General features: G+C 64.3%; 17 protein-coding genes. 8 read left to right on the top strand and 9 right to left on the bottom strand.

The window, feature by feature from the left end; all coding sequences use genetic code 11:
* Window positions 1-21 precede the first annotated feature (21 nt).
* The 3 genes from GTP45_RS26985 to tssK are packed head-to-tail and all read right to left on the bottom strand — an operon-like array spanning window position 22 to window position 4,963.
* Window positions 22-2,841, bottom strand: a complete 2,820-nt coding sequence (locus tag GTP45_RS26985; protein ID WP_161016933.1) for a type VI secretion system Vgr family protein — start codon at window positions 2,839-2,841, stop codon at window positions 22-24.
* Window positions 2,841-3,605, bottom strand: coding sequence for a type IVB secretion system protein IcmH/DotU (gene icmH, locus GTP45_RS26980; protein WP_161016932.1), 765 nt, complete (start codon window positions 3,603-3,605; stop codon window positions 2,841-2,843). The genes GTP45_RS26985 and icmH overlap by 1 nt, the downstream gene beginning before the upstream one ends.
* Before the next feature lie 11 nt (window positions 3,606-3,616).
* Window positions 3,617-4,963: a type VI secretion system baseplate subunit TssK gene (tssK, locus tag GTP45_RS26975; protein ID WP_161016931.1), complete on the bottom strand. Its 1,347-nt coding sequence runs from the start codon at window positions 4,961-4,963 to the stop codon at window positions 3,617-3,619.
* Between the two features lie 169 nt (window positions 4,964-5,132).
* Between tssK and GTP45_RS26970 the strand changes: the two genes are divergently transcribed.
* Genes GTP45_RS26970 through tssH form a run of 8 tightly spaced genes read left to right on the top strand, consistent with a single transcriptional unit; the run spans window position 5,133 to window position 14,324 of the window.
* Entirely contained in the window at window positions 5,133-5,738 is a 606-nt protein-coding gene (locus GTP45_RS26970; RefSeq protein WP_229258673.1) for a tetratricopeptide repeat protein, read from the top strand.
* 17 nt (window positions 5,739-5,755) lie between these two features.
* A complete protein-coding gene (gene tssB / locus GTP45_RS26965; RefSeq protein WP_161016930.1) occupies window positions 5,756-6,268 on the top strand; it encodes a type VI secretion system contractile sheath small subunit in 513 nt (170 codons plus the stop codon).
* Window positions 6,269-6,270: 2 nt separating this feature from the next.
* Window positions 6,271-7,752: a type VI secretion system contractile sheath large subunit gene (tssC, locus tag GTP45_RS26960; protein ID WP_161016929.1), complete on the top strand. Its 1,482-nt coding sequence runs from the start codon at window positions 6,271-6,273 to the stop codon at window positions 7,750-7,752.
* Between the two features lie 31 nt (window positions 7,753-7,783).
* Entirely contained in the window at window positions 7,784-8,275 is a 492-nt protein-coding gene (locus GTP45_RS26955) for an Hcp family type VI secretion system effector (RefSeq protein WP_161016928.1), read from the top strand.
* 6 nt (window positions 8,276-8,281) lie between these two features.
* Entirely contained in the window at window positions 8,282-8,785 is a 504-nt protein-coding gene (gene tssE / locus GTP45_RS26950; protein ID WP_161016927.1) for a type VI secretion system baseplate subunit TssE, read from the top strand.
* A 4-nt stretch (window positions 8,786-8,789) separates the two neighbouring features.
* Window positions 8,790-10,634, top strand: a complete 1,845-nt coding sequence (gene tssF / locus GTP45_RS26945; RefSeq protein WP_161016926.1) for a type VI secretion system baseplate subunit TssF — start codon at window positions 8,790-8,792, stop codon at window positions 10,632-10,634.
* Window positions 10,598-11,680, top strand: a complete 1,083-nt coding sequence (gene tssG, locus GTP45_RS26940) for a type VI secretion system baseplate subunit TssG (RefSeq protein ID WP_161016925.1) — start codon at window positions 10,598-10,600, stop codon at window positions 11,678-11,680. Before tssF ends, tssG begins: the two co-directional genes overlap by 37 nt.
* Window positions 11,681-11,693: 13 nt before the next feature.
* Window positions 11,694-14,324, top strand: a complete 2,631-nt coding sequence (gene tssH, locus GTP45_RS26935; RefSeq protein ID WP_161016924.1) for a type VI secretion system ATPase TssH — start codon at window positions 11,694-11,696, stop codon at window positions 14,322-14,324.
* A 24-nt stretch (window positions 14,325-14,348) separates the two neighbouring features.
* Here tssH and GTP45_RS26930 read toward each other — a convergent pair whose 3' ends face one another.
* The 6 genes from GTP45_RS26930 to GTP45_RS26905 all read right to left on the bottom strand — a co-directional run.
* Window positions 14,349-15,818 carry a hypothetical protein gene (locus GTP45_RS26930; RefSeq protein WP_161016923.1) on the bottom strand — a complete coding sequence of 490 codons (1,470 nt, stop codon included), beginning with the start codon at window positions 15,816-15,818 and terminating at the stop codon, window positions 14,349-14,351.
* 115 nt (window positions 15,819-15,933) lie between these two features.
* On the bottom strand, window positions 15,934-17,010 hold the full coding sequence (gene tssA / locus GTP45_RS26925) for a type VI secretion system protein TssA (RefSeq protein ID WP_161016922.1): 1,077 nt from the start codon (window positions 17,008-17,010) through the stop codon (window positions 15,934-15,936).
* A gap of 9 nt (window positions 17,011-17,019) precedes the next feature.
* Window positions 17,020-17,784 (bottom strand): OmpA family protein, encoded by a 765-nt coding sequence (locus GTP45_RS26920; RefSeq protein ID WP_161016921.1) that lies wholly within the window; start codon window positions 17,782-17,784, stop codon window positions 17,020-17,022.
* 3 nt (window positions 17,785-17,787) lie between these two features.
* Entirely contained in the window at window positions 17,788-18,774 is a 987-nt protein-coding gene (gene tagF, locus GTP45_RS26915) for a type VI secretion system-associated protein TagF (RefSeq protein WP_161016920.1), read from the bottom strand.
* A complete protein-coding gene (tssM, locus tag GTP45_RS26910; protein ID WP_161017001.1) occupies window positions 18,771-22,697 on the bottom strand; it encodes a type VI secretion system membrane subunit TssM in 3,927 nt (1,308 codons plus the stop codon). Before tssM ends, tagF begins: the two co-directional genes overlap by 4 nt.
* Window positions 22,698-22,725: 28 nt before the next feature.
* A partial coding sequence (locus GTP45_RS26905) for a hypothetical protein (protein WP_217363402.1) occupies window positions 22,726-23,912 on the bottom strand: 1,187 nt, incomplete at its 5' end.

The following is a 23,912-nucleotide window of genomic DNA, read 5'->3' as shown; positions in this document are numbered from 1 at the left end:
TGACTAAAGCATTTAGGGAACTCATGCTTTCTCCAGACTTTCTAATGATTCATGCGGCTTTTCTTGAAGGGGCGCGCGTGGCTTATAGATGACTTTTGTTACTCGTTTATTTTGCACGTTCTCGTGGCGCGCCTTGCCGCTGCCATCCAATTTACCGTTAAGCACGGTCCCTTTTTCAAAGTAAATTTCGTACTCTGCTTCAGCAATACCTTCACCTGTCTCTGGTTCTAGATAGTTAAGCGCAATCCAGTGTTGATTTTCCGGAGTCAGTTCACCGGGAAGGTTGAGGAGAGAAGCTGAACTGCGGCCAGCACCGCCAAAAGTATGCTGCCCACCCTTGACCGTGAAATTGCCGGGGCAGGCGAAGGTGATGTCGCCGCCGTCCAGCGTGATCGAGGATTGGCCGGCTTGTAGCACAATTTTCTGGTTGGCCTTGATCTCGATGCTGTCGTTGACCGAGATGACCTTGATGTCTTTGTCGGCCAGGATCTCCAGCTGGTCGGTATGCGCTTGCAGCGATACCGGGCCGTTGGCGGCGATGGCCTGGATGCCGCCGTTCTGGCTGAAGTAGCCGGCCGTGTTGGCCGCCACCGAGGACAGGGTATGCGCCGCCGTCATGTGCAGATCAGCCTGCGAGGTCCAGTGCAGCTGTTCGCCGGCGAACAGCACGGTCGATGCCGGCGTGGCCCAGTTGATGCTGGATGGTGCGTCCATCAACACCAGCGGCTCGGCGAATTTCTCCACTGGCTGCGCGGCGTCCAGCGCGCGCGCGCCGCTTTGCGCCTTGCTGGCTTCCTGACCGTTGACCGCGCCGTCATGCTTGCCTTTGTCCTTGGGATCGATGCGCGACAGCAGTTCCTGCTGCGCCTTGGCCGCGGCCGCGCTGGTCAGCGCCTGCTGCTTGGTGGCGACGTCGCCCAGCGCCTTGCCCAGTTCCTGCGCCGCTTTCAGCGTGCCGACCGCTTCGGCCGCATCCATCTGCGTGGACGCCACGCCGCTGCCTTGCGCGCCGCGCCCGCTGGTGGTCAGCAGCACGCCTTCGGCGCCGCGCACCACGGCCCAGGCGTCGGTGCGCAGCTCAAAGCCGGCGCCGCGATAGGCCCCGCGCTGCGACGAGGAGGGCGCCTGATGAATCAGATAGCCGAGATTGAGCTGGCTGGCCGCGCTGCTGGTGGCCAGCCGCGTGCGCACCTGGCCCGGCGTGTCGTCCAGCTGCCACTGGTTGTAGCCGCCGCCGTCGAAGTTGTGGCTGTGGATGCCGGACAAGGTGCCAGCATGGTTGGCGCCCGATTCCACGCCGGCCGCGTACGGCGGCTGATCGGCGCCCGTGTACAGCTGTGCCACCACCAGCGGCCGGTCCATATCGTTGTCGATGAAATCGACCAGCACCTCGGTGCCGATGCGCGGTGTGAATTGCGAACCCCAGTTAGGACCGGCCAGCGCCTCGGCCACGCGCACCCAGGTGCCGCTGCTGTCGTCGCCGGGCGCGCTGCCCTTGGCGTCGGTGTCATGCGCGACGCCGCCGGGATTGGCGCCCTGGCCGCGCTGCCACGCGAACTGGATGCGCACCTGATGGTCGCGCGTGGTGGTCGCCACCGCACCGCCGGCGCCGACCACGATGGCGGTCTGCGGTCCCAGCGCGGTTGCTGCCTGCGGCGCGGCAATCGCGCGCGGCACGATGGCCACGGCCTCGCGTACGCAGCCAAAGCTGTTGCGATAGGTGCCGGCCTCGACCAGATCGCCGATTTTTTGCACTTGCGACGGCACGTTGTTGCGCGCTTCGTGCCGCACCCACAGCACAGTGAAGCGATTGTCCTCGGCGTAGCGCTCGTGCTGGCTCAGCGCGAAGGCGTGGCCGGCCGCCAGCTGGCGTACCGCGCCTTCGCCCTCGAACACCTTATTGTCCAGTTCCAGCGCCTGCAGCATCAGCTGGCTGATTTGTTCGGGCTGGCCGCTGGCGCTGGCGATCCGCTCGCCGCCGCCGTCGTAGACGGCCAGCGCCGGCAGTTCACCCGCATCCAGCGAGGACAGCTGCTCGGCGCCGGGCGCCAGCAACTGCGCCGGGTCCCAGCTGCTGATGCTGACCGCGTTGGCCTGCACCTGCCGGCGCGCGGCAAACTGGTCGATGGCGTCGGCGCTGTCGGTGGCGCGCACGCCGTGGAAACGGATCTCGGCGCCGCCCGGCATCTCGGGCGCCTTGGCCTTGCTGTCAAAGATCATCAGCTTGTGCCTGGCCTGGCCGTCGGTGGATTCCTGATCCGGCTGGTCGTGCTCAAAGCGCCAGCTCAGGCCTTCCGATGCCAGCAGGCGCTGCAAAAATTCCAGATCGCTTTCGCGGTATTGGGTACAAATGGCGCGCGGCGCCAACGTTTGCGTGACGTCGAACTCAAAGCGCAACTGCGGGTAATCAGCCAGCAGCTCGGTCACGATGTCCTGCGCGTTTTTGTCCTGAAAGATGTAGCTGTCGCGCCGCAGCCGCAACAGCGCCAGTGCCGGTTCCAGCAGCAGGCGGTAGCGCGCTGTGCCGCCATCGGCGCCCAGCCAGGCCGCCTCGGTGCAGATGCCGTGCCAGGCGCGGCGGCTGCCGTCGGCTTGCAGCAGGGTGACGGTCAGTTCTTCGCCGATGAACTGGTCCAGCGCCAGATCGGTGGAGGTGCTGAGCGCATCGATCTCAAACGCATACAGTTCGTTGACGCCTTCGCGCCCCGAAAAACGCTCGGGCACCAGCGCTTGCGGCAGCGACGAGTCCTGCGCGCTGGCCAAGGTGAGCAGGCGCGCGTGCTGGCTCAAACCGGTGCCGAACAGCCCCAGTGCCGAGGGGATCAGCGAGGCGATCTCCATTACGGCAGGGTGATGACCAGGTTGGCCTGGCGCGGCGCCAGCTTGATGACATCGTTGTAAGCCGCCACCTGCTGCTCGGTGCCACGGTCCAGCGAGGTACGCAGGCCGATGTAGCCGAGCACACACACCAGCCCGAACACGGAGCACAGCACCCACAGCGGCAAATCGCTGCGCAGCTTGTGCACCACCTGGTCCGGCCGCTCGGCGTGCGGCGCAAAGCCGCCGCGCTTGCCTTTCATGTGGGCGATTTCATCGCCCAGGCGCGCGGTCAGGTAGTTGAGTTTTTCCGAGCCTTCGAGGATGTAGCGGCCCTGGAAGCCCAGCAGCAGGCACATGTGGAACACTTCCAGCGCCTGCAGGTGCGCGCTGCCGCGCGCGCGCAGCGCTTCCAGCCGGTGGAAGAAGTTCTCGCCGGCCAGCTGCTCGCCGAACAGCGCCAGTTGCAGCGGGCGGCGTTCCCAGGTGTCGCGGATGGCAAACGGCGAGCGCAGGATGATTTCGTCCACCGCTGCGCAGAACGCGTACTTGGCGGCGTCGATATCGTCCGGCGAGGCGCCGTGCTTGCGGGCGGCGCGGCCGAAATCGTCGAGGAATTGCGTCATCTTGTGCGCGAACTCGGCGTTTTCCTGCGGGCCGCTGCCGTTCTTCAGCATGAACAGGGCGTAGAAGCCGTCGTACATCAGATCCAGCAGGGTTTGCGGCGCGTGGCTGGCGGCCGCCGCCGGGGCGGCGCCCATCAGGGAAGGGGCGGTAACAGTATTCATGATGCGACACCTCAGGATGTGACGGCGACCAGCTCCAGTTGCAGGTCGTGTATGCCGCCGGGTACGTAGATGGAGATCGATTGCGCTTGCAGCATGCGCTCATACATCTGGCCCTTGGCCTCGATCGAGAAGTACAGCGCGTCGGGCCGCACCGGCACCGCAGCCGGCACTTGCGGCGCGTGCTGCAGGCGCACGCCCGGCATCGCCGACAGCACGAACTTGTCGACGTCGTCCGGTGCGCCGACCTTGAAGCGCAGCGGCACCACGTCCACCAGCTCGCTGGCCGGCATGGCTGCCGAGACCGCGATATAGAAGGTGGTCTTGTCGTCGATCTTGCCCGAGTCCAGCATGCCGTGGTGGTAGGACGGCTTGACCTCGCGCAGCGCGATGGCGAAGTAGCGCGACGAGATCACGGTGTCCAGCAGCTCGCGGATGATCTGGTGCAGGGTGGCGAAGCCGGGGCCGGGATCGCTGTGCGAGTAGGGCGGCAGGTCGGCCAGGGTCCAGCTCTTGGAGAAGGTCATCAGCGCCCCGGCCAGGCCCAGCAGTTGCTCGTACAGGCGTTCCGGGTGCAGCGCCGGGTGCTGGAAGTAGTGCGTCAGCGAGGCGAAGGCGGAACTGGCCGTGTGCAGCAGCCAGAACGAAGACATATCGCCCGAGCGGAATTCGATTACGTGCTTGCTCGGCTCGCGGTGGTGGCCGTACAGCGCGCTGACCTTGGCCTGCAGCGCGTCAAGCAGGCGGCGCAGTTGCAGGAACAGCAGCGGCGCGCTGCGCACGGACAGGCTGGGCGGCACGAAAGAAGCGTCCAGCTCAAAGCCGCCGGTGGCCGCGCGGCGCAGGCGCAGCAGCGGGAAGTGGGTGTAGGAATCGCGCGGTTCGAATTCCGCCACCAGCCGCAGGGTCTTTTTCAGGTAGCTGAGCTGGGCCGGCGCCGCGTGGGTGTACAGATCCGGCGTGTCCTGATTGTGCTGCAGGTAGCGCACCGCGCTGCTACTGCTGCTATTGGCCGCGTCGCCGAAGTTGCCGCCAAACGGCTTGAACGCCGGCAGCGCCGCGTAGTAGGTGACGGTTTGCTGCGATTGCGGCAGCTGGGCCAGGTCGACCGCATCCGGCAGGTCGTCCGCGCCGGGCGCATCGTAAAACTCGCCGTCCTGGAAGCGCAGCGACAGTTCCAGCACGCGCAGGCTGTGGTTGGCCAAGGCGTCACGGTCGACCTGCAACTGGTTCACACCCCAGGCATAAGGGTGCAGCGCCAGCACGCTCTGGTGCAGGCGCTGCTCGTGGTAGCGATCCTGCTGTTGGAAGTGTTGTGGACGCAGGAACAGGCCCTCGCCCCAAAGAATTTTGCTGCTCATTTCTTATGCCTTTTTTGAAAGTATCAGAACAATAACATTTCTTTTTTTAAAGGTCGCGCACGGTTGAGTTCAATTGAACGCGGTCAATAATAAATTTCTGATAACGTGGCGCCCAGTTGCAGAAATTGTTTTTTAAGTATTCTTTTTTGATATCGAAATTGAGGTAAGCATGACAACCGTACTGTCCTTTGCTCGGGCCGCGCAACTGGCTGGAGCCATCGTATCGGTGGTGGCGCTGAGCGCCTGTACCACCGCCCCCGTGGCGCCACCGGTGGCCGCCAAGCCCAGTCTCCAATCCATGCTGGCGCAGGCCGGCACCGCGTCCAGCGGCGGCCAGAAGGAACAAGCCGTCAAGCTGTGGCAGCAGGCGGCGCAAGCCTATCCGTCCGACAAGTCGCCATGGCTCAGCATCGCCCAGGCCCGCTACGAGGCCGGCCAGTACGGCGAAGCCATCGTCAACGCCCAGGAAGTGCTGGTGCGCGACCCGAACGACACCTTGGCCAACAGCATCATCGCCATCAGCGGCCTGCGCCTGTCGACCCGCTCGCTGTCCGACCTGAGCCGCCAGAACAACTTGTCCGGCTCGATCCGTACCGAGTCGCAGGATTTGGCCAAGCTGTTGCGCGAGAGCCTGGGCGAAGCCGTGCTGGTGCCGCCGGCGCCAGCGCCGGTGCAGCAGGCCGCCACGCCGGCGCGCGGCAAGGCCGGCGCCAAGAAGGCCGCCAAGGCCAAGCAAGAAGAATCCAGCGCCGACCCGTTCGGCGCCCTGAAATAACCGGAGAGAGGATAGCCATGTCCAAAAGCACTAGCGTGCAGAAAAAACTGCAAAAAATTCGCCCGCCACGGGTGCAGATGACTTACGACGTCGAAATCGGCGACGCCATCGAGAACAAGGAATTGCCGTTCGTGATGGGCGTGGTGGGTGACTTCGGCGGCAACTCGGAAGTCGAGCAGAAGCGCCTCAAGGAGCGCAAGTTCGTCAACATCGACCGCGATAACTTCGACGAGGTGCTGAACGGCGTGGAACCGCGCGCCAACTTCCGCGTCAAGAATGAACTGGGCGAAGGCGGCGGCGAGTTCGCGGTCGACCTGAAGTTCAAGTCCATGGCCGACTTCCGCCCGGAAGCGGTGGTGCAGCAGGTGGAGCCGCTGCGCAAGCTGCTGGAGGCGCGCACCAAGCTGGCCGACCTGCGCAACAAGCTGGCCGGCAACGACAAGCTGGAAGACATTCTCAACGACGTGCTGCACAGCACCGAGAAGCTGGCCGTGCTGGGCCAGCAAACCGCCGACAAGAAGGAGGACTGATCATGTCCGCACAACTGACTCCCGGTGGCGCACCTGCTGCCACTGAAGTGGCCCTGCTGGATCAGATCGTCGAACAAAGCAAGGTCGCCAAGTCGAGCACCGAGCATGCCCGCGCCAAGGATCTGATCACCGAGCTGGTGAGCCAGGTGATGGAAGGCACGGTGGTGGTATCCGACAATCTGGCTGCCACCATCGACGCCCGCGTGGCGGAACTCGATCGCCTGATCTCGGCCCAGTTGTCGGCCGTGCTGCACGCGCCGGAATTCCAGAAGCTGGAAAGCAGCTGGACGGGCCTGCACTACCTGGTCAAGCACAGCGCCACCGGCCAGAACCTGAAGATCAAGATGCTCAACGCCACCAAGAAGGAATTGGTGAAGGACTTCCAGTCGGCGCTGGAATTCGACCAGAGCACCATGTTCCGCAAGGTCTACGAAGAAGAATTCGGCACCTTCGGCGGTGCGCCGTTCGGCGCCCTGATTGGCGACTTCGAAATCACCCGCCAGCCTGAAGACATGTACTTCATCGAGCAGATGTCGCACGTGGCAGCTGCCGCGCATGCGCCGTTCATCTCGGCCGCCTCGCCGGAGCTGTTCGGGCTGGAAAGCTACAGTGAACTGGGCAAGCCGCGCGACCTGTCGAAAGTGTTCGACACGGTGGAATACGCCAAGTGGAAGTCGTTCCGCGAGTCCGAGGATGCGCGCTATGTCGGCCTGACCCTGCCGCGCTTCCTCGGCCGTCTGCCGTTCAACCCGGCCGATGGCGCCACCGTCGAAGGCTTCAACTTCGTGGAAGACGTCGACGGCACCGACCACCAGAAATACCTGTGGTGTAACGCCGCCTACGCCTTCGGCACCAAGCTGACTGCGGCCTTCGAGGACTACGGCTGGTGCGCGGCGATCCGCGGCGTCGAGGGCGGCGGCCTGGTGGAAGACCTGCCGACCCACACCTTCAAGACCGACGAGGGCGAAGTGGCGCTCAAGTGCCCGACCGAGATCGCCATCACCGACCGCCGCGAGAAAGAACTGAGCGACCTCGGTTTCATCTCGCTGGTTCACTGCAAGAACACCGACTACGCCGCCTTCTTCGGCGCGCAGTCGGCGCAGAAGGCCAAGAAATATGCCAACGACGCCGCCAACGCCAACGCCGTGCTGTCGGCCCAGTTGCAGTACATCTTCGCGGTGTCGCGCATCGCTCACTACATGAAGGCCATGATGCGCGACAAGATCGGCAGCTTTGCCGCCGCTTCCAACGTGGAAGATTTCCTGAACCGCTGGCTGACCCAGTACGTGCTGCTGGACGACAACGCCAGCCAGGAGCAGAAGGCGCAGTTCCCGCTGCGCGAGGCGTCGGTGCAGGTGTCGGAAGTGCCGGGTCGTCCCGGTGTGTACCGCGCGGTGTCCTTCCTGCGTCCGCACTTCCAGCTCGACGAACTGTCCGTTTCCCTCCGATTGGTCGCGGAGCTCCCAGCATCGACCAAAACCTGAGTTTTATTTTTAATCACTGAAAGGAATACCAATGGCAATCGACGTCTACCTGCAAATCGACGGCATTAAAGGCGAGTCGGCAGACACCACCCACAAAGACTGGATCGAAGTGAAATCGGTCAATTGGGAAGTGCTGCAACCGAAATCGGCCACCGCGTCGACCGGCGGCGGTCACACCGCTGAACGCACCGAGCACAAAGATATCGTGGTGAGCAAGCTGGCCGACCTGGCCACGCCGCTGCTGCTGCAAAACTGCTCGTCGGGCAAAACCCTGCCTAAGGCCAAGCTGGAATTCCTGCGCGCCGACGGCCAGGGCGACCGCGTCAAGTACTTCGAAATCGAACTGGAAAACGTGCTGATCTCCAGCGTGGCGCCAGCGGTTGAACCAGGCAACATCCTGACCGAAGACGTGTCCCTGAAATACTCCAAGGTCAAGTGGAAGTACACCCAGCAAAAAGTGGGCGGCGGTTCGGGCGGCAATACCTCCGGCGGCTGGGATCTGTCGGCTAACAAGACGGCTTAACTTGCAATGAAGGGATTTACTCCGGGCTTGTTCGACCGCCTGATGGACGGGTCACCCAACGGCAGCAACGGCAATAGCGGCGCGGTGTTGCGCCTGTCCATCGAGGACTTGAAGGATTCGGTGGCGCGCGACCTCGAAGCGTTGCTCAATACGCGGGCCGTGATCCCGGAGGATCTCCTGAAACGCTTCCCGGAATGCGGCCGGTCGATCGCGACCTATGGCCTGAATGACTTTGCCGGCCTGTCGCTGTCGAGCACAGACGATCGTGCTTTCATCTGCCGCAGTCTGGAAAAGGCTATCGCCCGCCACGAGCCGCGCCTGCGCAACGTGCAGGCGTCGCTGGAGCTGCAGCGGGACGCCGTCAACCGTTTGAATTTCGCGATTACGGCGCTGCTGGTGGTTAACAGCGCCCATGAACCTGTCAATTTTGACGCAGTCCTGCAGCCCTCAAGCCTGCATTACACCATCAGCAAGGCGCGCCGCCTGACCCCGGCGCCGCTGGGAGTTTGAGAAATTGGAACAACTACTGCCGTATTACGAGCGTGAACTGGGATTCCTGCGCCGCTATTCGCGCGAGTTCTCGGAACGCTACCCTAAAATCGCCGGCCGCTTGCTGATCGGCGGCGAGGTGTGCGAAGACCCGCACATCGAACGCATGATCGAGTCCTTCGCGCTGCTCAATTCACGCATCGCCAAGAGGCTCGACGACGATTACCCGGAATTTACCGAGGCGCTGTTTGAAGTGCTGTACCCGCACTACCTGCGGCCTTTTCCATCGTGCTCGATTGCGCGCATGGACTTCAGCGGCGCCGCCGCGCAGCTGACCACCGCCAGCGAAATCGCGCGCGGCACGCAACTGGCCACGCGTCCGGTACGCGGCGCCACCTGCACCTTTCGCACCGCCTACCCGGTGACGGTGGCGCCGCTGGCGCTGGACGGCGCCAGCTTCGCGCCCATCATTGCCGCACCGGAAGCGGTGCGCCCGCCGCCGCAAGCCACGTCCAGCATCAGCCTGACCTTGTCCTGCACGGCGGAACAGATAGCGCTGGCGCAGCTTGGCCTGGGCAAGCTGCGCGTGTTCATTGACGGCGAACCGTCGTTCTGCGCCGCGCTGCGCGATGCGCTGTTCACGCGCGCGCTGGCGGCCTACGTCGAAGCGGACGGCAATGGCCGCTGGATCCAGCTGCACAAGATACCGGTATCGCCGGTGGGCTTTGGCGAGGATGAAGCGCTGATCGATTTTTCTGCGCGCTCGCACACCGCCTACCGCCTGCTGACCGAGTATTTCTGCTTCCCTGAAAAATTCAACTTCTTCGACCTCGACCTGCAGGCCATAGGCGCTGCGCTGCCGGTGGGCTGCAAGTCGGTCACGCTGCACCTGGCGCTGTCCGGCATGCGCACCGATTCCGACCTGGCGCGCATGCTGGCCACGCTCAGCACCAATAACGTGCTGCTGGGCTGCACGCCGGTGGTCAACCTGTTCCGCCAGCGCGGCGAACCGATACGGCTGACGCACGCCGCCGCCAGCTACCCGGTGCTGGCCGATGCGCGGCGGGCGTTTGCCTACGCAGTGCAGGCGATCGAGTCGGTCAAGCTGGTGCGGCAGACGCCGCAGGGCGAATCGGTGCAGGAGTTCCGCCCTTTCTACTCGCTGCGCCACGGCCAGACGCCGGAAAAGCATGGCCACTACTGGGTGGCGCGGCGCGACGAGGACATCGCCGAGAAAAGTCCCGGCTATGAAACGCAGATTTCCATCGTCGATATCGACTTCGACCCGGCCGAGGTAGAAACCGACACCCTGAGCCTGGAGCTGAGCTGCACCAACCGCGACCTGCCGGCATCGCTGAGCTACGGCATGCGCGGCGGCGACCTGTTCCTGGAAGGCGGATCGAGCGTGCGCGCCATCAGCTTCCTGCGCAAGCCGACGCCGTCGTACCGGTTTGCGCGCGGACGCGGGGCGCACTGGCGCCTGATTTCACACCTGTCGCTGAACCACCTGTCGCTGACCGGCGGCGGCGTTGATGCCTTCCGCGAGATGCTCACGCTGTACGACCTGCCGCGTTCACCGGCGTCGCAGCGGCAGATCGGCGGCATTGTCGCCGTGTCGCACAAGGCTGCTAATACCTGGCTGCCGGGGAATCCCTTTGCCTGCCTGGTGCGCGGCGTCGAGGTGACGCTGACGGTGGAGGAAGAAGCCTTTGTCGGCAGCGGCATCCACGCGTTTGCGCAGATCGTCGAGCGCTTCCTCGGCCTGTACGTGCATGCCAACAGCTTCACGCAGCTGGTCATCAAGTCGCATAAAAACGGGGAGGAACTGCTGCGATGCTTGCCACGAAGCGGCGATTTGAGCCTGCTGTAATCGAGCGCCTGTTCGCCCAGCCGCACAAGTTCGAATACTTCCAGGCCGTGCGCATGCTGGAGCTGTGGCTCAAGCGGCATGGCGTGCCGGGCGAGGGCGCGGTAGCCAACTTCCTGCGCTTCCAGAATTCGACCTCGCTTAGCTTCCCGGCCAGCCAGCTGGAAACGCTGCAGCCGGAGCCGCGCGGCATGGCGACCGACGTGCGCAGCCTCGGCGAGGCGCTGACGACGGCGCAGCTACGCTACATCCGCATCACGCCGGCCTTCATGGGTTTTCTGGGCAGCAGCGGCACGCTGCCGGCGCATTACACCGAACGTATTGCCGCCCACACGCTGTACCAGAAAGACGAGGGGCCGCGCGCCTTCCTCGATACCTTTTCCAACCGCGCGCTGGCGCTGTTCTACGAAGCGTGGCGCAAGTACCGGCTGGAGTTGAAGTACCAGCTGCACGGCCGCGATGAATTCCTGCCGCTGCTGCTATCGCTGGCCGGCATGCACAACCCGTCGCTGCGGCGGCGCCTGTCGGACGGCGGCGATGGCGTGCTTGATGAATCGGTGGCGTACTTTGCCACCGCCATGGGACAGCGGCCGGCATCGGCGGTGCAGATCGCGCGCGTGCTATCGGAATATTTCTGCCAGCCGGTGCGCGCCGAGCAGTTTATCGGCGCCTGGTACGACGTGCCGGATGGCCAGCAGACCATGCTGGGCATGGCCAACGCGGTGCTGGGCGGCGGCGCCATGGCCGGCGCGCGCGTCTGGCAGCGCGACTTGCGTATGCGGCTGGTGATAGGACCGCTGGATCGGGAAGGCTACGAATCCTTCCTGCCCGGCGGCAAGGCGGCGCGCGCGCTGGAGAGCATGTTGACCATGTTCACCGGCGTGTCGCTGGAATATGAGGTGCAGCTGGTGCTGCGCGCCGAAGACGTGCAAGGCGCGCGGCTGGATCAAGACTGCTGCGGCGGGCGCCTGGGCTGGGACAGTTTCCTGGTCACCGAGGCGCAGCGGCAGGATCGCAGCGACGTCCGCTATGAGATACACACATCATAAAAAGGATAACAACATGAGCATCAATCTGAAAACGCTGATCGGCAAATTGAACGACACCAGCCGCGCCGCCGCCACGCGCGCCGCCAGCCTGTGTGTGTCGCTGGGCCAGTACGAGGTCGATCTCGAACACCTGTTCCTGGCGCTGCTGGAGCAACCCAAGAGCGACGTGGCGCTGATCGCGCGCCAGTGCGATATCAGCATCACCCAGCTGGAGGCCGACCTGCGCGCCGAAGTAGGGCGCTTCAAGAACGGCAATACGCGCACGCCGGTGTTCTCGGCGCGCTTGCCCAAGCTGTTTGAAAACGCCTGGCTGATAGCTTCGCTGGATTTGCAGGACGACGCCCAGGCGCAGATCCGCAGCGGCCACCTGCTGCAAGCGCTGCTGACCGATACCGAGTTGTCGCAGCTGGCGGCGCGCAGCTCCAAGCTGTTTGCCCGTTTCGATCTTGAGCAGATCAAGCATAACTTGGAGAAAATCACCGCCGGCTCGGATGAGACGCCGGTGGCGCGTGCCGCCGCGCTCGAGCAAGGCGTTGATCCTGTCGGCGAACTGCAAGCGCGCGCCGCCAGCAAGACACCTGCGCTGGATCAGTTCACCACCAACCTGACCCAGCGCGCGCGCGACGGCAAGGTCGATCCGGTGATTGGGCGCGACCTGGAAATCCGCCAGGCCATCGATATCCTGATGCGCCGCCGCCAGAATAATCCCATCCTGACCGGCGAGGCCGGCGTCGGCAAGACCGCCGTGGTGGAAGGGCTGGCGCTGCGCATTGCGCAGAACGACGTGCCGGATGTGCTGAAAGGCGTGGAGATCCACACGCTGGATATGGGGCTGTTACAGGCCGGCGCCAGCGTCAAGGGCGAGTTTGAGAACCGCCTGAAAAACGTCATCGACGAAGTGAAGAAAAGCCCGCACGCGATTATTCTGTTCATCGACGAGGCGCACACCATGATCGGCGCCGGCGGCCAGGCCGGCCAGAACGACGCGGCCAACCTGCTCAAGCCGGCCTTGGCACGCGGTGAATTGCGCACCATTGCCGCCACCACGTGGGGCGAGTACAAAAAGTATTTTGAGAAAGACGCTGCCCTGGCGCGCCGCTTCCAGGTGGTGAAAGTGGAGGAGCCGAGCGAGGAACTGGCATGCGCCATGTTGCGCGGCATGGCGCCGCTGATGGAACAGCACTTCGGCGTGCGCGTGTACGACGAGGCCATCACCGAAGCGGTGCGGCTGTCGCATCGCTACATTATGGGCCGCCAATTGCCGGACAAGGCGATCAGCGTGCTGGATACCGCCTGCGCCAAGGTGGCGCTGGGGCAGAACGCGACGCCGGCCCGCATTGAGTCGCTGGCACGCCAGATCGAACGCATCGACGCCGAGGCGGCTGCCTTGGAGCGGGAACAATCCGAAGGCGGCGCCGCACCGGCAGTGCGCTTGCAGGAATTGCGCGAGTCGCGCGCGGCGGCGGATGAGCAGCTCAAGGCGCTGTCCGAGCGTTGGGAGCGCGAGAAAGCGCTGACGGCCGACATCATCGCCGCCCGCGCCGCAGCAGGCGAGGCTACGCAGGCCCGCGATATCCAGGCCATGGTCGCCGAGCTGCGCGAGCTGCAAGGCGAAACGCCCATGGTGCCGGTGCAGGTGGACGGCCACGTGGTGGCGGAAATTGTCGCCGGCTGGACCGGCATCCCGCTCGGAAAAATGGTCAAGGACGAGATCAAGACCGTGCTGCGCCTGGCGGAAAGCCTTGAACAGCGCGTGCTTGGCCAACCGCACGCTATCGAAGCGGTGGCCCAGCGCGTGCGTACTTCGCGTGCCAACCTGGATGACCCCAACAAGCCGAAAGGCGTGTTCCTGTTCGTCGGGCCGTCCGGTATCGGCAAGACCGAAACCGCCTTGGCGCTGGCCGATACGCTGTATGGCGGCGAGCGCAAACTCATCACCATCAACATGAGCGAGTACCAGGAAGCCCACAGCGTCTCCGGCCTGAAAGGCTCGCCGCCCGGCTACGTGGGCTACGGCGAGGGCGGCGTGCTGACCGAGGCCGTGCGCCGCAATCCGTACAGCGTGGTGCTGCTAGATGAAGTGGAAAAGGCGCACCCGGACGTAATGGAACTGTTCTTCCAGGTGTTCGACAAGGGCGTAATGGATGATGCAGAAGGGCGCGAGATCGACTTCAAGAACACCATCATCATCCTGACCTCCAACGTCGCCTCGGGCACGATGATGCAGGCTTGCTTGAATAAAGAAGTACTACCCTCGGTGGAGGAACTGGAACAGCTGATCCGCCCAGCGCTGATGAAGCAATTCAAGCCGGCCTTCCTGGGACGCTTGAAAGTAATTCCGTTCTATCCGATTCCTGACGATGTGCTGGTGCAGATCATCAAGCTCAAACTGGGCAAGATCGAGCGCCGTATCGCCGTCAACCACAAGGCGGAATTCAGCTACGACGAAGCGCTGGTGGAAGCGGTGCTGGCGCGCTGCACGGAAGTGGACTCCGGCGCCCGCAACGTGGACAACATCCTGAATGGCAGCTTGCTGCCGGAAATCGCGGAATCGGTATTGGCCCGCATGGCGGAAGGTGCGGCGATCAGCAAGATCAAGGTCAGCGCCAACAAGCAGGGCCAATTCAAATACACTGTGAAATAAGTCGGTGAGCGTGGCGCGGATGGGTCAGCTGAACAAGGCACGCAACCGCGCCAGCTCTGCGGCTTCGGCGCGGCTCAGGTATTCGTCGTCGTCAGCCCAGGCGTCATTGTCCGAGAAGGTTTCCTCGCGCTCCGCCATTTTCTCGAGTTCGAGCTTGGTCTCCAGCTCCCGCAATCGATCCCTGAGCTGACCTAACCGCACTTCAATGCTGACTTTCAATGCTTGCAATTCGAGCGGAGAAATGCGCCTCGTGCCGAGCATCAGCCCAGCGTTAATTTTAATCAGGTTGGAGATGGTCTCCAGGCCGTCGGGCGTGTAGATATCCCGATCAAAATTCTCCACTGGGACGGAGTAGTAGAGCTTAATGCCTGATATGGAGCGGTTCGCCGCCATTGACCCTGTTAATCCTCCTACCGGAGCCTGCTCAAGCTGGCTACTGCCGGCAAGGTGCTGATAGCGCTGTTTCTGGCCATCTGGCGCCATACCCGGCTTCAGTCCAGGGCCCATGAGTTTGTTCCTGACGGCTTTTACGCTGTAGCCTGCTTCGATCAAATTTAAGACGCCATCTGAATCAATAAATGATACGTCGACATCTTCTTCGACCTTGCTTCCGAGGGACGTGGACTCGGAATACTTCGCGCCGCTGAAGATTTGCTCTCCCTGCTCGGCGCCGATTGCGGCGGCATTGATCAATGTCTCCAACTCGCCATTGACGCCAAGTTGCGTCGTAATGAAGCCATTGAGCACGTCGGTTGCATCACCGGTAAGATATTCCTCCGGTGCCAGCTCCCACACCGTTGTAAACGCCTTGGACAGCATATCCTGCACGCCAGCGGGTGTGATGTCGGCACCCAGCAAGGGCTGTATGGCTTGTAGCAGCTGGATGGTCTTCGCCACCATAGGTGCGTGTCCTGTAACCTGGGCTAATGCCAGCTTGTATTTGAACTCCCATCCCGGCAAGCCAGTGAAGAAAGAGTCGATCACGGCATCACCAGGATTAGCAACCTGCTTGACGAACTGAATCCGCTTTAATACCGTAAAATTGGTCGACGTATCTGACTTGAGACGGTTGAGCAATTTCTCCCGGCTCTCAAAAGTACTGCCGTCAAAATCGTTGAGGTAGACCATGAGATCTTCTGGCGGGATTTTCTTGCCCTCCCGGGTATTCTTGATGTTATCGAATACCTCCTTGACCGTCATGGTGTGATTGACGACGGTCGCCTTGCTGTCGAAGTCTACCCAGTTGCTGAAGGTGAAGACGCACTGGATAGTCTGGCTGGCGCCGCCGGCCTGCGCCATACGCTGAAGCGCCTGTAATCGACCATTTTGCGGGCTGTGGTCGGCGGTGTTTTGCCGCTGACGCTGCGAGGCCGCGTGCGAACGTTGATCGGAAAAGGCTGCCGACGGCTCGACCGCCAAACCGCGCAGGCTTCGTTGCTGCACAACTTGGGGCTGCATATTGCGTTGACGACCGCGTGCCATTGCCTGGCGCATTGAACTGACTGCACTCACCTGGGCCTCGCATTGGGATTCTTCACGCGCCCAGCTTAATAGCATTGCGGGGTTACGGTAAGTGTCGTTACCGTAACAGAGCGGCCGCCTGGCCGCGTTATGATTCGCCCTGGATCCCCAGCAGTTCTTCGATGTGCGCCAGCGAGGCCTGGTCCTTCACCACGGAGCGCAGCCAGCTGTGCAGATCTTGTTCCGCCGCCGTAGCAGCTTTCTCTGCAAAGTAGGAGGCAGGGCTGTGCGGTTCGCTGCGGCGGAAGAATGCCGCCACGGCCCGCAGCTGCGCTACCGCCTGCGCGCGATTGCTGATCGCGCCCGGCTGGCCCAGCGTCGCACCACCGAGCGCGCCATATCCATCCGCCGCGCCGCCGGCTACTCCGCCGCTCGCATCCCACGCCCCACTGGCAGCGGCTCCGGCGCCTGCATTGCCATTTGCCCCCGGCCCGTTGCTAGCCTGCTGCGGCGCCGGCATGGTATGCAGCATCGATTTCACCGCATCACGCGCTGCGGAGAAGCCCGGGCTGTCATTGCCCAGCCGCGCGTCGGCCACGCGCTCCAGCTGTTCCAGCGCCTCGATGCAGAACTGCGCATCGGCGCGGAACGCCGACGCAAACTGCGCCGAGTTATTGCGCTTGGCGGTTTCCATGTCCGCCAGTCGCGGCGCGCGGTTCTGCAGGGCTTCGTCGCCGCTGCCCGCGCGCTTGCGGGCTTCTTCAAAGTCGATGCTGGAGTAGTCGCCGTTCTCGGTCAGGGCGATCTCGCGCACCAGCGCCGGCGTGCGCGCCAGTATCCAGGCCAGGTTGCCGATGCGCTGGTCGTTGTCGCCATCCTCTGCCTGCGGATACAGGCCGCGCTCCCAGTACTGGTCGCACAAACCGGCCAACAGAAGAAATCCTTCGCCCAGGCCGCGCAACTGATGCACGCGCGCACCAGCCTCGGTCAGCCAGACGCCAAGACGCAGATCCTTGCTGGCGGTTTTCAGCAAATGCGCGCAGCGCTCTACCACGAACGGCCAGTCGGCCTCCTTTAATTCAGTCACCCACTCGCCCTGGTCCAGCGAGGGATCATCAAATTTGCGCGCCTGCGCGATGGCGTCCAGTTCAGGGGAAAACGATAGGTCGCCACCAGCCGGCTGGCTATCGGAAATCGGTTCTAAAAGCTCTGGTGCGGAATACATGGTGTCCTCTCACTGTGCCATGCGGAATTCAATGCGGCGGTTGCGCGCGCGGCCTTCTGCGGTGTCGTTGCTGGCGATTGGCCGGTCCGGCCCTTGGCCGCTGGCGGTCAGCAGGTCGGCGTTGATACCGTGGCTGGCCAGGTAGGCCTTGACCGCCTCCGCGCGGGCCTGGCTCAGGCCCTGGTTGGTGGCGCGCAGGCCGGCGCTGTCGGTGTGGCCGATGATGTCGACCTTGCGGTTACTGAGCTTGCGCAGCGCCGCCGCCATTTCATCGAGAATGGCCTTGCCGGTTGGCGTCAACTCGGCCTTGCCGCTCTCGAATTCGACGATCCGGTTGGCCAGCGCGCTATCCAGCACGCCCTGGTCGGCGGCCGAGACGCGCAGGCCGTTATTGACGGTGTAGGTTGGATTCAGGCTGGTCGCGATATTGCTGGCGATGCGCTGGCGTACCGCTTCGTTGCCGACTTCACCGCGCAGGCTGACGGTGCTGCCATCAATTTTCAACTGGCCGCGGCTGATTTGTTTCAAGTCCGGCGTGAGCAGCTTTTGCACGTAGCTGTTCCAGTTGGCCGGCGTGGCCACCTTGTCGATCGAGATTTGGTCTACCACCTTGTCGGCGCCGTAGACTTCGCGCAGCTTGGCCAGCACGGCGGCTTTGCTGGCTTCATCGGCCACGGTGCCGGCGGCCAGTACTTGCCCCGGTTGCGGTGCGTTGGCCTGCGCGCCAACGGCGCCGGCAGCCAGTAGCAAGCTTGTCAATATGAGAGTACGCATGATTCAGGTTCCGATAAACGCCGCGCTGACCGATTCCAGCGCGGACTTGAGTGACAGGGACGGTTGCGACAAGTAGGTCGACAGCTTGTTGACGGCGTAGTCGCTGTCAGCTTGTTCTTCCACCCAGTCCGATTGTTCAAACGCGATATGGCGATCCGCCGCCGCGTGCGGATCCATGATGGCGTGCAGCGTGGCCGGCGTGGCGCCGCTGAAGCCGACCAGCAGCACCGGCTGTTCGCGCAGGCGCGTGAGGAACAGCGCCAGTTCAAAGTCGGCACGTGCCAGGAAGGGCGTGATCAGTTGCAGCCAGAACGAGGCCACCAGGTTGCGGTACATCGGGTCTTGCGGCAGCGGCAGCAGCAGGGTCTTATCCAGCCGGCTGGAGCTGCTGGCCAGCACCGGTTGCAGCAGCATGCCCAGTGCCAGCAGCACCTGGCGCGACGAGCCCCGGAAGCCGGCTTGCGCCAGCATGGCATCGAGGCCGCCGACAGTTTGCAGTTCCAGGAAGTCGTCGAAGCTGGCCTGGTAGGCGGCGCTGCGCAGATCCAGTTCGACCGCCTCGCTGGCCGCCAGTTGCAGCGGCACGGTGGGGTCGCCGGCGTTGACCACGCTGGTGCTCAGTGCCGCCAGCCGGTTCCACAGGCGGTTGAACACCATCGGCGCGCTGGCGACGAAGGCGGACGGCTCCGGCACTTCTACGCTGCTGGTCATCAGGAAGGGGAAGCGGCGCGACGACTGGTCGCTGCTGGCGACGATGTGGCCGGCGATCGCGTGCCGCCGGCGCGGGCCGACAAAAGCAAAATGCAGCGGCGCGACGGCGTCGTAATTGAGCTTCCAGCGGGCGTCGGCACTCATCAGATCCATGGCCTGGGCCAGCCAGTCGTCCAGCACTTTGATCAGGGCAGGGCTGTCGCCGCCTTTCACAAAGTCGCCGCGCCCCGGCACTTTGCCGAAGTAGCCGATGTTGGCAACAGTGGCGCCGCGGCTCATGGCTGGGCTCCCGCAGTGCGGATGGCGCCAGTCGCTGGCGGCGCCGGCATGGTGGCCGGGGCCGGGCCGCTTGGCGGCGCAGGCGGCGTAGATGGCTTAGATGGCGCAGCCGGGGCAGCATTCGGCACCGGCGCTGCTGCCGGGGCGCTCGGCGCAGGCGGCGCGGCGGCCGTCACCGTGTCCGGCAGGCGCAGGCGCTTGAAACCGGCCGACGCCGGTGCGGCTTGCGCCTGCACTGGCGGCGGCGTGGTGCCGACGATTTTCAGGTTGGCGGTCACCGCCACGCCGGCGTTATCCCAGGTCAGTTCGAACGCGCCATTGTCCTTGCGCTTGCGCTTGGCCGCGTCGATCATTTTCTTCAGGCCGAAGTGGCCCGGCTCGTTGAACACCACCACGCTGCGGCCTTCCGGCGTAATGGCGGTGATCTTCGCGCCCGGTACACCGGCGGGATTCGGCCATGCCATGTGCACCCAGGGCTGCGGCTGGCCGCGCCAGCGCAGGGCCTGGCCATCGATCTCGATGGTGAACTCGGTCGCACTGACCGCGCCCAGCGCCTGCAAATCGAAATTGGTCTGCCCCTCGCCGCCGCTGGATGCGGCCGCATTGGCGACGCCATTGGCGGCCAGCGGCGCAACCCAGCCAGGGAAGCTGGCCACCACCGGCGGCGCCAGATTGATGCCCATATTGGCCCAGGTACGCGTGCTCACCGTGTCGCCACGGCGCACCACCAGCGGACCAAGCGTGGTGTTAAAGAACTTGGCGATCGCACCGTCCGGGCCGAACACCACGCCGATTTCGGCATTGCTGGCTTCCGCCCTTGACTCGGTGGCAAACGGGTACTTCATCGCCAGCGTCTGGCGGAACGGCTGCAGCACCTGCGCCGCCCATACCTTGTTGATCTCCACCTCGGCCGGTTGCACGATCACGGCGAAGCTCTGGATCAGCGGACGCACCAGCAGCGGGCGGATGGCGGCTTTCTGCGCGTCGGTCATCCCGGTCAGCATTTGCTCGTCCACGTATTTCAGCGCGTCGGCCAGCTCGGAGCCGCTGCCGTCCAGCGTTTGCTGCATCAGCTGTTTGGCGCCAGGGCCGGGATCGCCCTGATTCTTGATCTGATTGAAGCGGCCGCGCAGCCTGGATAACTGCTCCATGTAGCCGCGCATCAGCGACGCATCCTTGTCCTTGGCCACCACCAAGCGCGCCACGCCGGAGAATTCGCGGCCCACGGGGCCCAGCGGCAGGGCGGCGTTCTGCACGCCGCCGCTGACATTGATATTTACCTGCGACGGTTTCTGGCGCAGGATGGTCTCCTTGAACCAGCCGGTCACGCCGCGCTGGGCGTGTTGCAGGCCGGCGTCCAGCAGCGACGGATTGTCCCACGAGGTTTGCTGGTAGACGCTGTTCATCAGCTTATTCAGCGGCGAGGTTTGTGGATCGCCCAGCCGGTTCATGGCGCCTGCCGCCTGGTCGAAGTTGGACAGCTCGCGCACCGTCACGCCCTGCACGAACTTCTGCCATTCGCGCGCGTAGTCGTTCTTGTACAGGTCGACCAGCGATTTCTGGATTTGCTCCGGGCTGCCTTCCAGCGTCAGGTCGTCCTTGGAAGAGGTTTTCAGCACCCAGTCCGCGCTTTGCAGCTCGCGGTTGGCCGCTTCGCGGAAGGCGTCCTGCACGAAGCCCTGCCACGCGGCGCGGGTAAAGCTGCCCGGCACGGCATAGCTGCCCAGCACCAGCTCCTTGTCCTGGTCGCCGACGATGGAGGCCACCGTCACCGCCGGGAAGCGGGTAGCGGCGCGCGCCTTGACGTCGGCGTACACGCGCTCGCGCGCCGGCATGCCGCGCACCACGCGGCGCAGGTTGTCGCGGGTCTGGTCGACCAGCGCCAGGCGGTTGTCGATCTGCGGCCAGGAGGTATCGTTGACCTGCGCCAGGTAGAACGAAATCATGCGCTCGGCGCTGCGGATCAGCTGCTCGCGCGGCATGCTGCCACGGTTGGTGTCCAGCCATACGCGCCAGTAGCGGGTGATCTGGTCGTTCAGGTGGCCGGCCTCGGCGCGCGATTTATCGCCCAGCATCAGGTAGGTCTTCAGCGCGTTGTAGGCGTCTTCGGCATCGGTGGGCGACGCATCCTTGAACTGTAGCGCGCTGTTGTTGATGGCGGCTGCCGCTTCGGCCTGCGTTGCGTTCGGCGGCGCGGAGTTGCTGCCATTGGCGGCGGCGCTGACTGGGCGCGCCATCGGCTGCAGCTGCGCGGCGTTGTTGTTGACTTCCGCGAGGAAGGCTTCGAGCGTCTGGCCGACCGGCTTCAGCATCACTTCGCGTACGCCGTTGAAATATTCCTCGCGCAGCTTGCGATCCAGCAGCGTGCCTTGGTACAGGCCGAGGCTCAGCGACAGTGGCCGGTTCTCTTCATATTTATCCAGTTGCTCGATGCGATCCTGCAGGATCTCCAGCGCGGCAAAGCGCGATTGCAGATCCATGGCTTTTTCCTGCACCTTGATGGCCTGATCGAGATCCGCCTGCACATTGGCCACCAGCTGTCGGTTGTTCATGTACGACCAGCTCCAGCCGGCCAGCGCCACGCCGGCAAAGGCGGTGGCGGCAAAGAAGGCGATATAGCGCATGCGCATCTTGGCCGGGCTGGCGTATTGCGCCACCAGATCCTTGTCGGCGAAGATCACTTTGCGGAACAGGTTAAGCAGGAAGTAGCCCTGCTGCTGGTGGGCTTGCTCGTGCTCGGATGGTTTCAGTTGCAGGTCGAAGCGCTGCGCCACGCGTTGCGACGAGGCCGACACGGTTTCGCCTTCCTGCAGCGCGCTGGTGAAGTAGAAGCCGCGGAATACCGGCTTGAACTGGAACGGGTTTTCTTCAAACAGCGTGGCGATGAAGGTGCGCAGCGACGGCTTGATCGAGCTGAATTCCAGTGGGAAGGTGAACACGCCGGGCGGCATGCGCTCGCGCCATTGCAGCGCCATGTTGGCGGCGCTGAGGTCTTTCAGGCCCTCATACAGTTCATCGAAGCGGGCGTCGAACTGGTTCAGCACGTCCTCGCCGCTGGCGTCGCGGTTGTAGGGCAGGGTGGCGCCCCAGACCTTGTCGCGCTCACCGCGCTCGCTGTCCTGGAAGAATTCATTAAAGCCGGTGATCAGGTCGGCCTTGGTGAACAGCACGTAGACCGGCGCGTGCACGGCCAGCCGCTCGGTCAGTTCCTGCACGCGCTGGCGCAGGTTCTTGGCCAGCTGGATGGCGAATTCGGGGCGGTTGCGGGTCAGTTCCGCCACGCTGACGGCGATGATGATGCCGTTGATCGGCGCTTTCTTGCGGTATTTTTTCAGCAGGTCGAGGAAGCCGAACCACTCGGCGCGGTCGTCGTCGAGCACCGAGTAGCGGCCGGCGGTGTCGAGCAGGATGCCGTCGGTGGTAAAGAACCAGTCGCAGTTGCGGGTGCCGCCCACGCCTTGCACGATTTTGCTGTCGGCGAACGGGAACTGCAGGCCGGAGCTGGCGATGGCAGTGCTCTTGCCGGCCGCCGGATTGCCGATGATCATGTACCACGGCAGTTCGTACAGCGCGGCGTTGCCGGAGGTTTGCCCGAGCTTGGAGTTTTTGATGGTGCTGATGGCGTCCAGCATGCGCGTGCGCAGCGCCTCGGTTTCCTGGCGCGTGGCCGGATCGGCTTTCACCGGCTTGTTGGCCTGCTGCTCCAGCATGTCGCCCAGGCCGCCGGCGGCGCGCTGGGTCTTGCGGTAGCGCCAGTACCAGATGGCGGCGCCGAACAGCAGCGCCACCGCCAGGATGGTCCACGGCACGGCGGGCGGCCATTGCAGCAAGGCGCTGGCGATGAACAGCAGCGCGGCAAAGGCCAGCCAGCCGATGACGATCAGCGTGCGGCGTTGGATCAGGAATAGCCAGAATTTTTGCATCATGATAGGGCTCGGTTGCTTGGTGTGGTCAAGCCGGGAGCGCGGGGCGCAATAGCGCGGCGCAGCGGCGGTAAGGATCTTCATTGCTGATACAGAGCACGGGACCGCCGCGGTCCTGTGCTTCGGCATCGGCCACCGCCAGCGCGGTGAGCCAGGTGGCATCGCCGCAGCTGCCGCAGCTGGCGCCGATGCTGGCGAGGTCGGCGCCGGGATCGAGCTGCGGCGTGACGGCGGTGAGCATGCGCATCAACTCCGTCACGCGGCTGGTGCGGTGGCCGGTGTCGGCGGTGACGGCGGTAATCGCGCCGCCATCGACTTGCGCGGCTTGCAGTACCGCGCTGGCGGCGCTGGACAGGCTGGTGTCGGTGTCGCGCTGGGCGCTGTCGGCGCCGCTGCTGCGCTGGCCGCTGTCGAGCGCCTGCAGCAGGCTGCCGCCCTGGTCGCGGCCTGCCAGCAGCGCCGCCTGGGCAGCATCGGCCAGCAGCAGGCCGGCCGCCCCCTCGCCGGGGATGCGGCCTTGCGGCTGGTGGGCGGTAAATAGTGCGTTGTCGTTGGCCAGCCGGCCGATGCCGGTATCGCTCAGGTGCGAGCCGGCGGCAATCACGATGGCCAGGCAGGGCTGGCGCGCGTCAGCGCAGCGCGCCAGCAGGCCGGCCAGCACTTGCGCCGCGTCGGCAGGCTGCGCCGCCTCCGGCGCAGCGCTGGCGAGGCGCTCCGATGGCCAGCCGGCCTCGGTAGCGACTGCGCGCAGCCATCGTTCTGCCAGGTGGCGCTGCGGCGCCTGCCATTCAGGCGGCCACACGGTCAGCAATTGCAGGGCCGGCGGTGGCGGCAGCGGCGCGGCGTCCGGCGGCAGGCGGTGTTGCTGGCGTTCCTGCTCTTGCTGCCACCATGGCGCTAGCTGTTGGTGGCTGGCCGCCAGCGCCGCCAGTTCCGCCAGCACCGCAGTGGCGGCGGCCAGGGCGCGCCACTGCGCCAGGTCAAAGCGCGGGTCGTCCAGCGCCTGCGCGCTGCGCCATTGTTCAAGCTCGGCGCGCAGCGCGGCATCGCCGGCATCGGCCAGGCGCGCGGTCAGGATGGGATAGCCGTCATCGTCGTACAGTTCCTTGTCCAGCTGCGGGCGGGCGCGGTTGGCGGCCAGCGCGGCGCGCAGTTCCGCCACCGACGCGCCGTGCGGCGTGCGCACGGCGATGCCTGATTGAATCATAACGCCGA

It is taken from the genome of Duganella rivi (assembly GCF_009857435.1).
In the GTDB taxonomy this organism is placed as follows: domain Bacteria; phylum Pseudomonadota; class Gammaproteobacteria; order Burkholderiales; family Burkholderiaceae_D; genus Rugamonas; species Rugamonas rivi.
Note: the sequence above shows the minus strand (reverse complement) of the source record. Positions and strands in the feature narration are given on the sequence as shown.

Bases quoted from the DNA above. Each gene is read 5' to 3' on its own strand.
- tssK (WP_161016931.1), bottom strand. From the start codon at position 4,963: ATGAGCAGCAAAATTCTTTGGGGCGAGGGCCTGTTCCTGCGTCCACAA.
- tssE (WP_161016927.1), top strand. From the start codon at position 8,282: ATGAAGGGATTTACTCCGGGCTTGTTCGACCGCCTGATGGACGGGTCA.
- tssC (WP_161016929.1), top strand. From the start codon at position 6,271: ATGTCCGCACAACTGACTCCCGGTGGCGCACCTGCTGCCACTGAAGTG.
- tssB (WP_161016930.1), top strand. From the start codon at position 5,756: ATGTCCAAAAGCACTAGCGTGCAGAAAAAACTGCAAAAAATTCGCCCG.
- GTP45_RS26920 (WP_161016921.1), bottom strand. From the start codon at position 17,784: ATGCGTACTCTCATATTGACAAGCTTGCTACTGGCTGCCGGCGCCGTT.
- tagF (WP_161016920.1), bottom strand. From the start codon at position 18,774: ATGAGCCGCGGCGCCACTGTTGCCAACATCGGCTACTTCGGCAAAGTG.
- GTP45_RS26985 (WP_161016933.1), bottom strand. From the start codon at position 2,841: ATGGAGATCGCCTCGCTGATCCCCTCGGCACTGGGGCTGTTCGGCACC.
- tssM (WP_161017001.1), bottom strand. From the start codon at position 22,697: ATGCAAAAATTCTGGCTATTCCTGATCCAACGCCGCACGCTGATCGTC.
- icmH (WP_161016932.1), bottom strand. From the start codon at position 3,605: ATGAATACTGTTACCGCCCCTTCCCTGATGGGCGCCGCCCCGGCGGCG.
- tssH (WP_161016924.1), top strand. From the start codon at position 11,694: ATGAGCATCAATCTGAAAACGCTGATCGGCAAATTGAACGACACCAGC.
- GTP45_RS26955 (WP_161016928.1), top strand. From the start codon at position 7,784: ATGGCAATCGACGTCTACCTGCAAATCGACGGCATTAAAGGCGAGTCG.
- tssG (WP_161016925.1), top strand. From the start codon at position 10,598: ATGCTTGCCACGAAGCGGCGATTTGAGCCTGCTGTAATCGAGCGCCTG.
- GTP45_RS26930 (WP_161016923.1), bottom strand. From the start codon at position 15,818: ATGCGCCAGGCAATGGCACGCGGTCGTCAACGCAATATGCAGCCCCAA.
- GTP45_RS26970 (WP_229258673.1), top strand. From the start codon at position 5,133: ATGACAACCGTACTGTCCTTTGCTCGGGCCGCGCAACTGGCTGGAGCC.
- tssA (WP_161016922.1), bottom strand. From the start codon at position 17,010: ATGTATTCCGCACCAGAGCTTTTAGAACCGATTTCCGATAGCCAGCCG.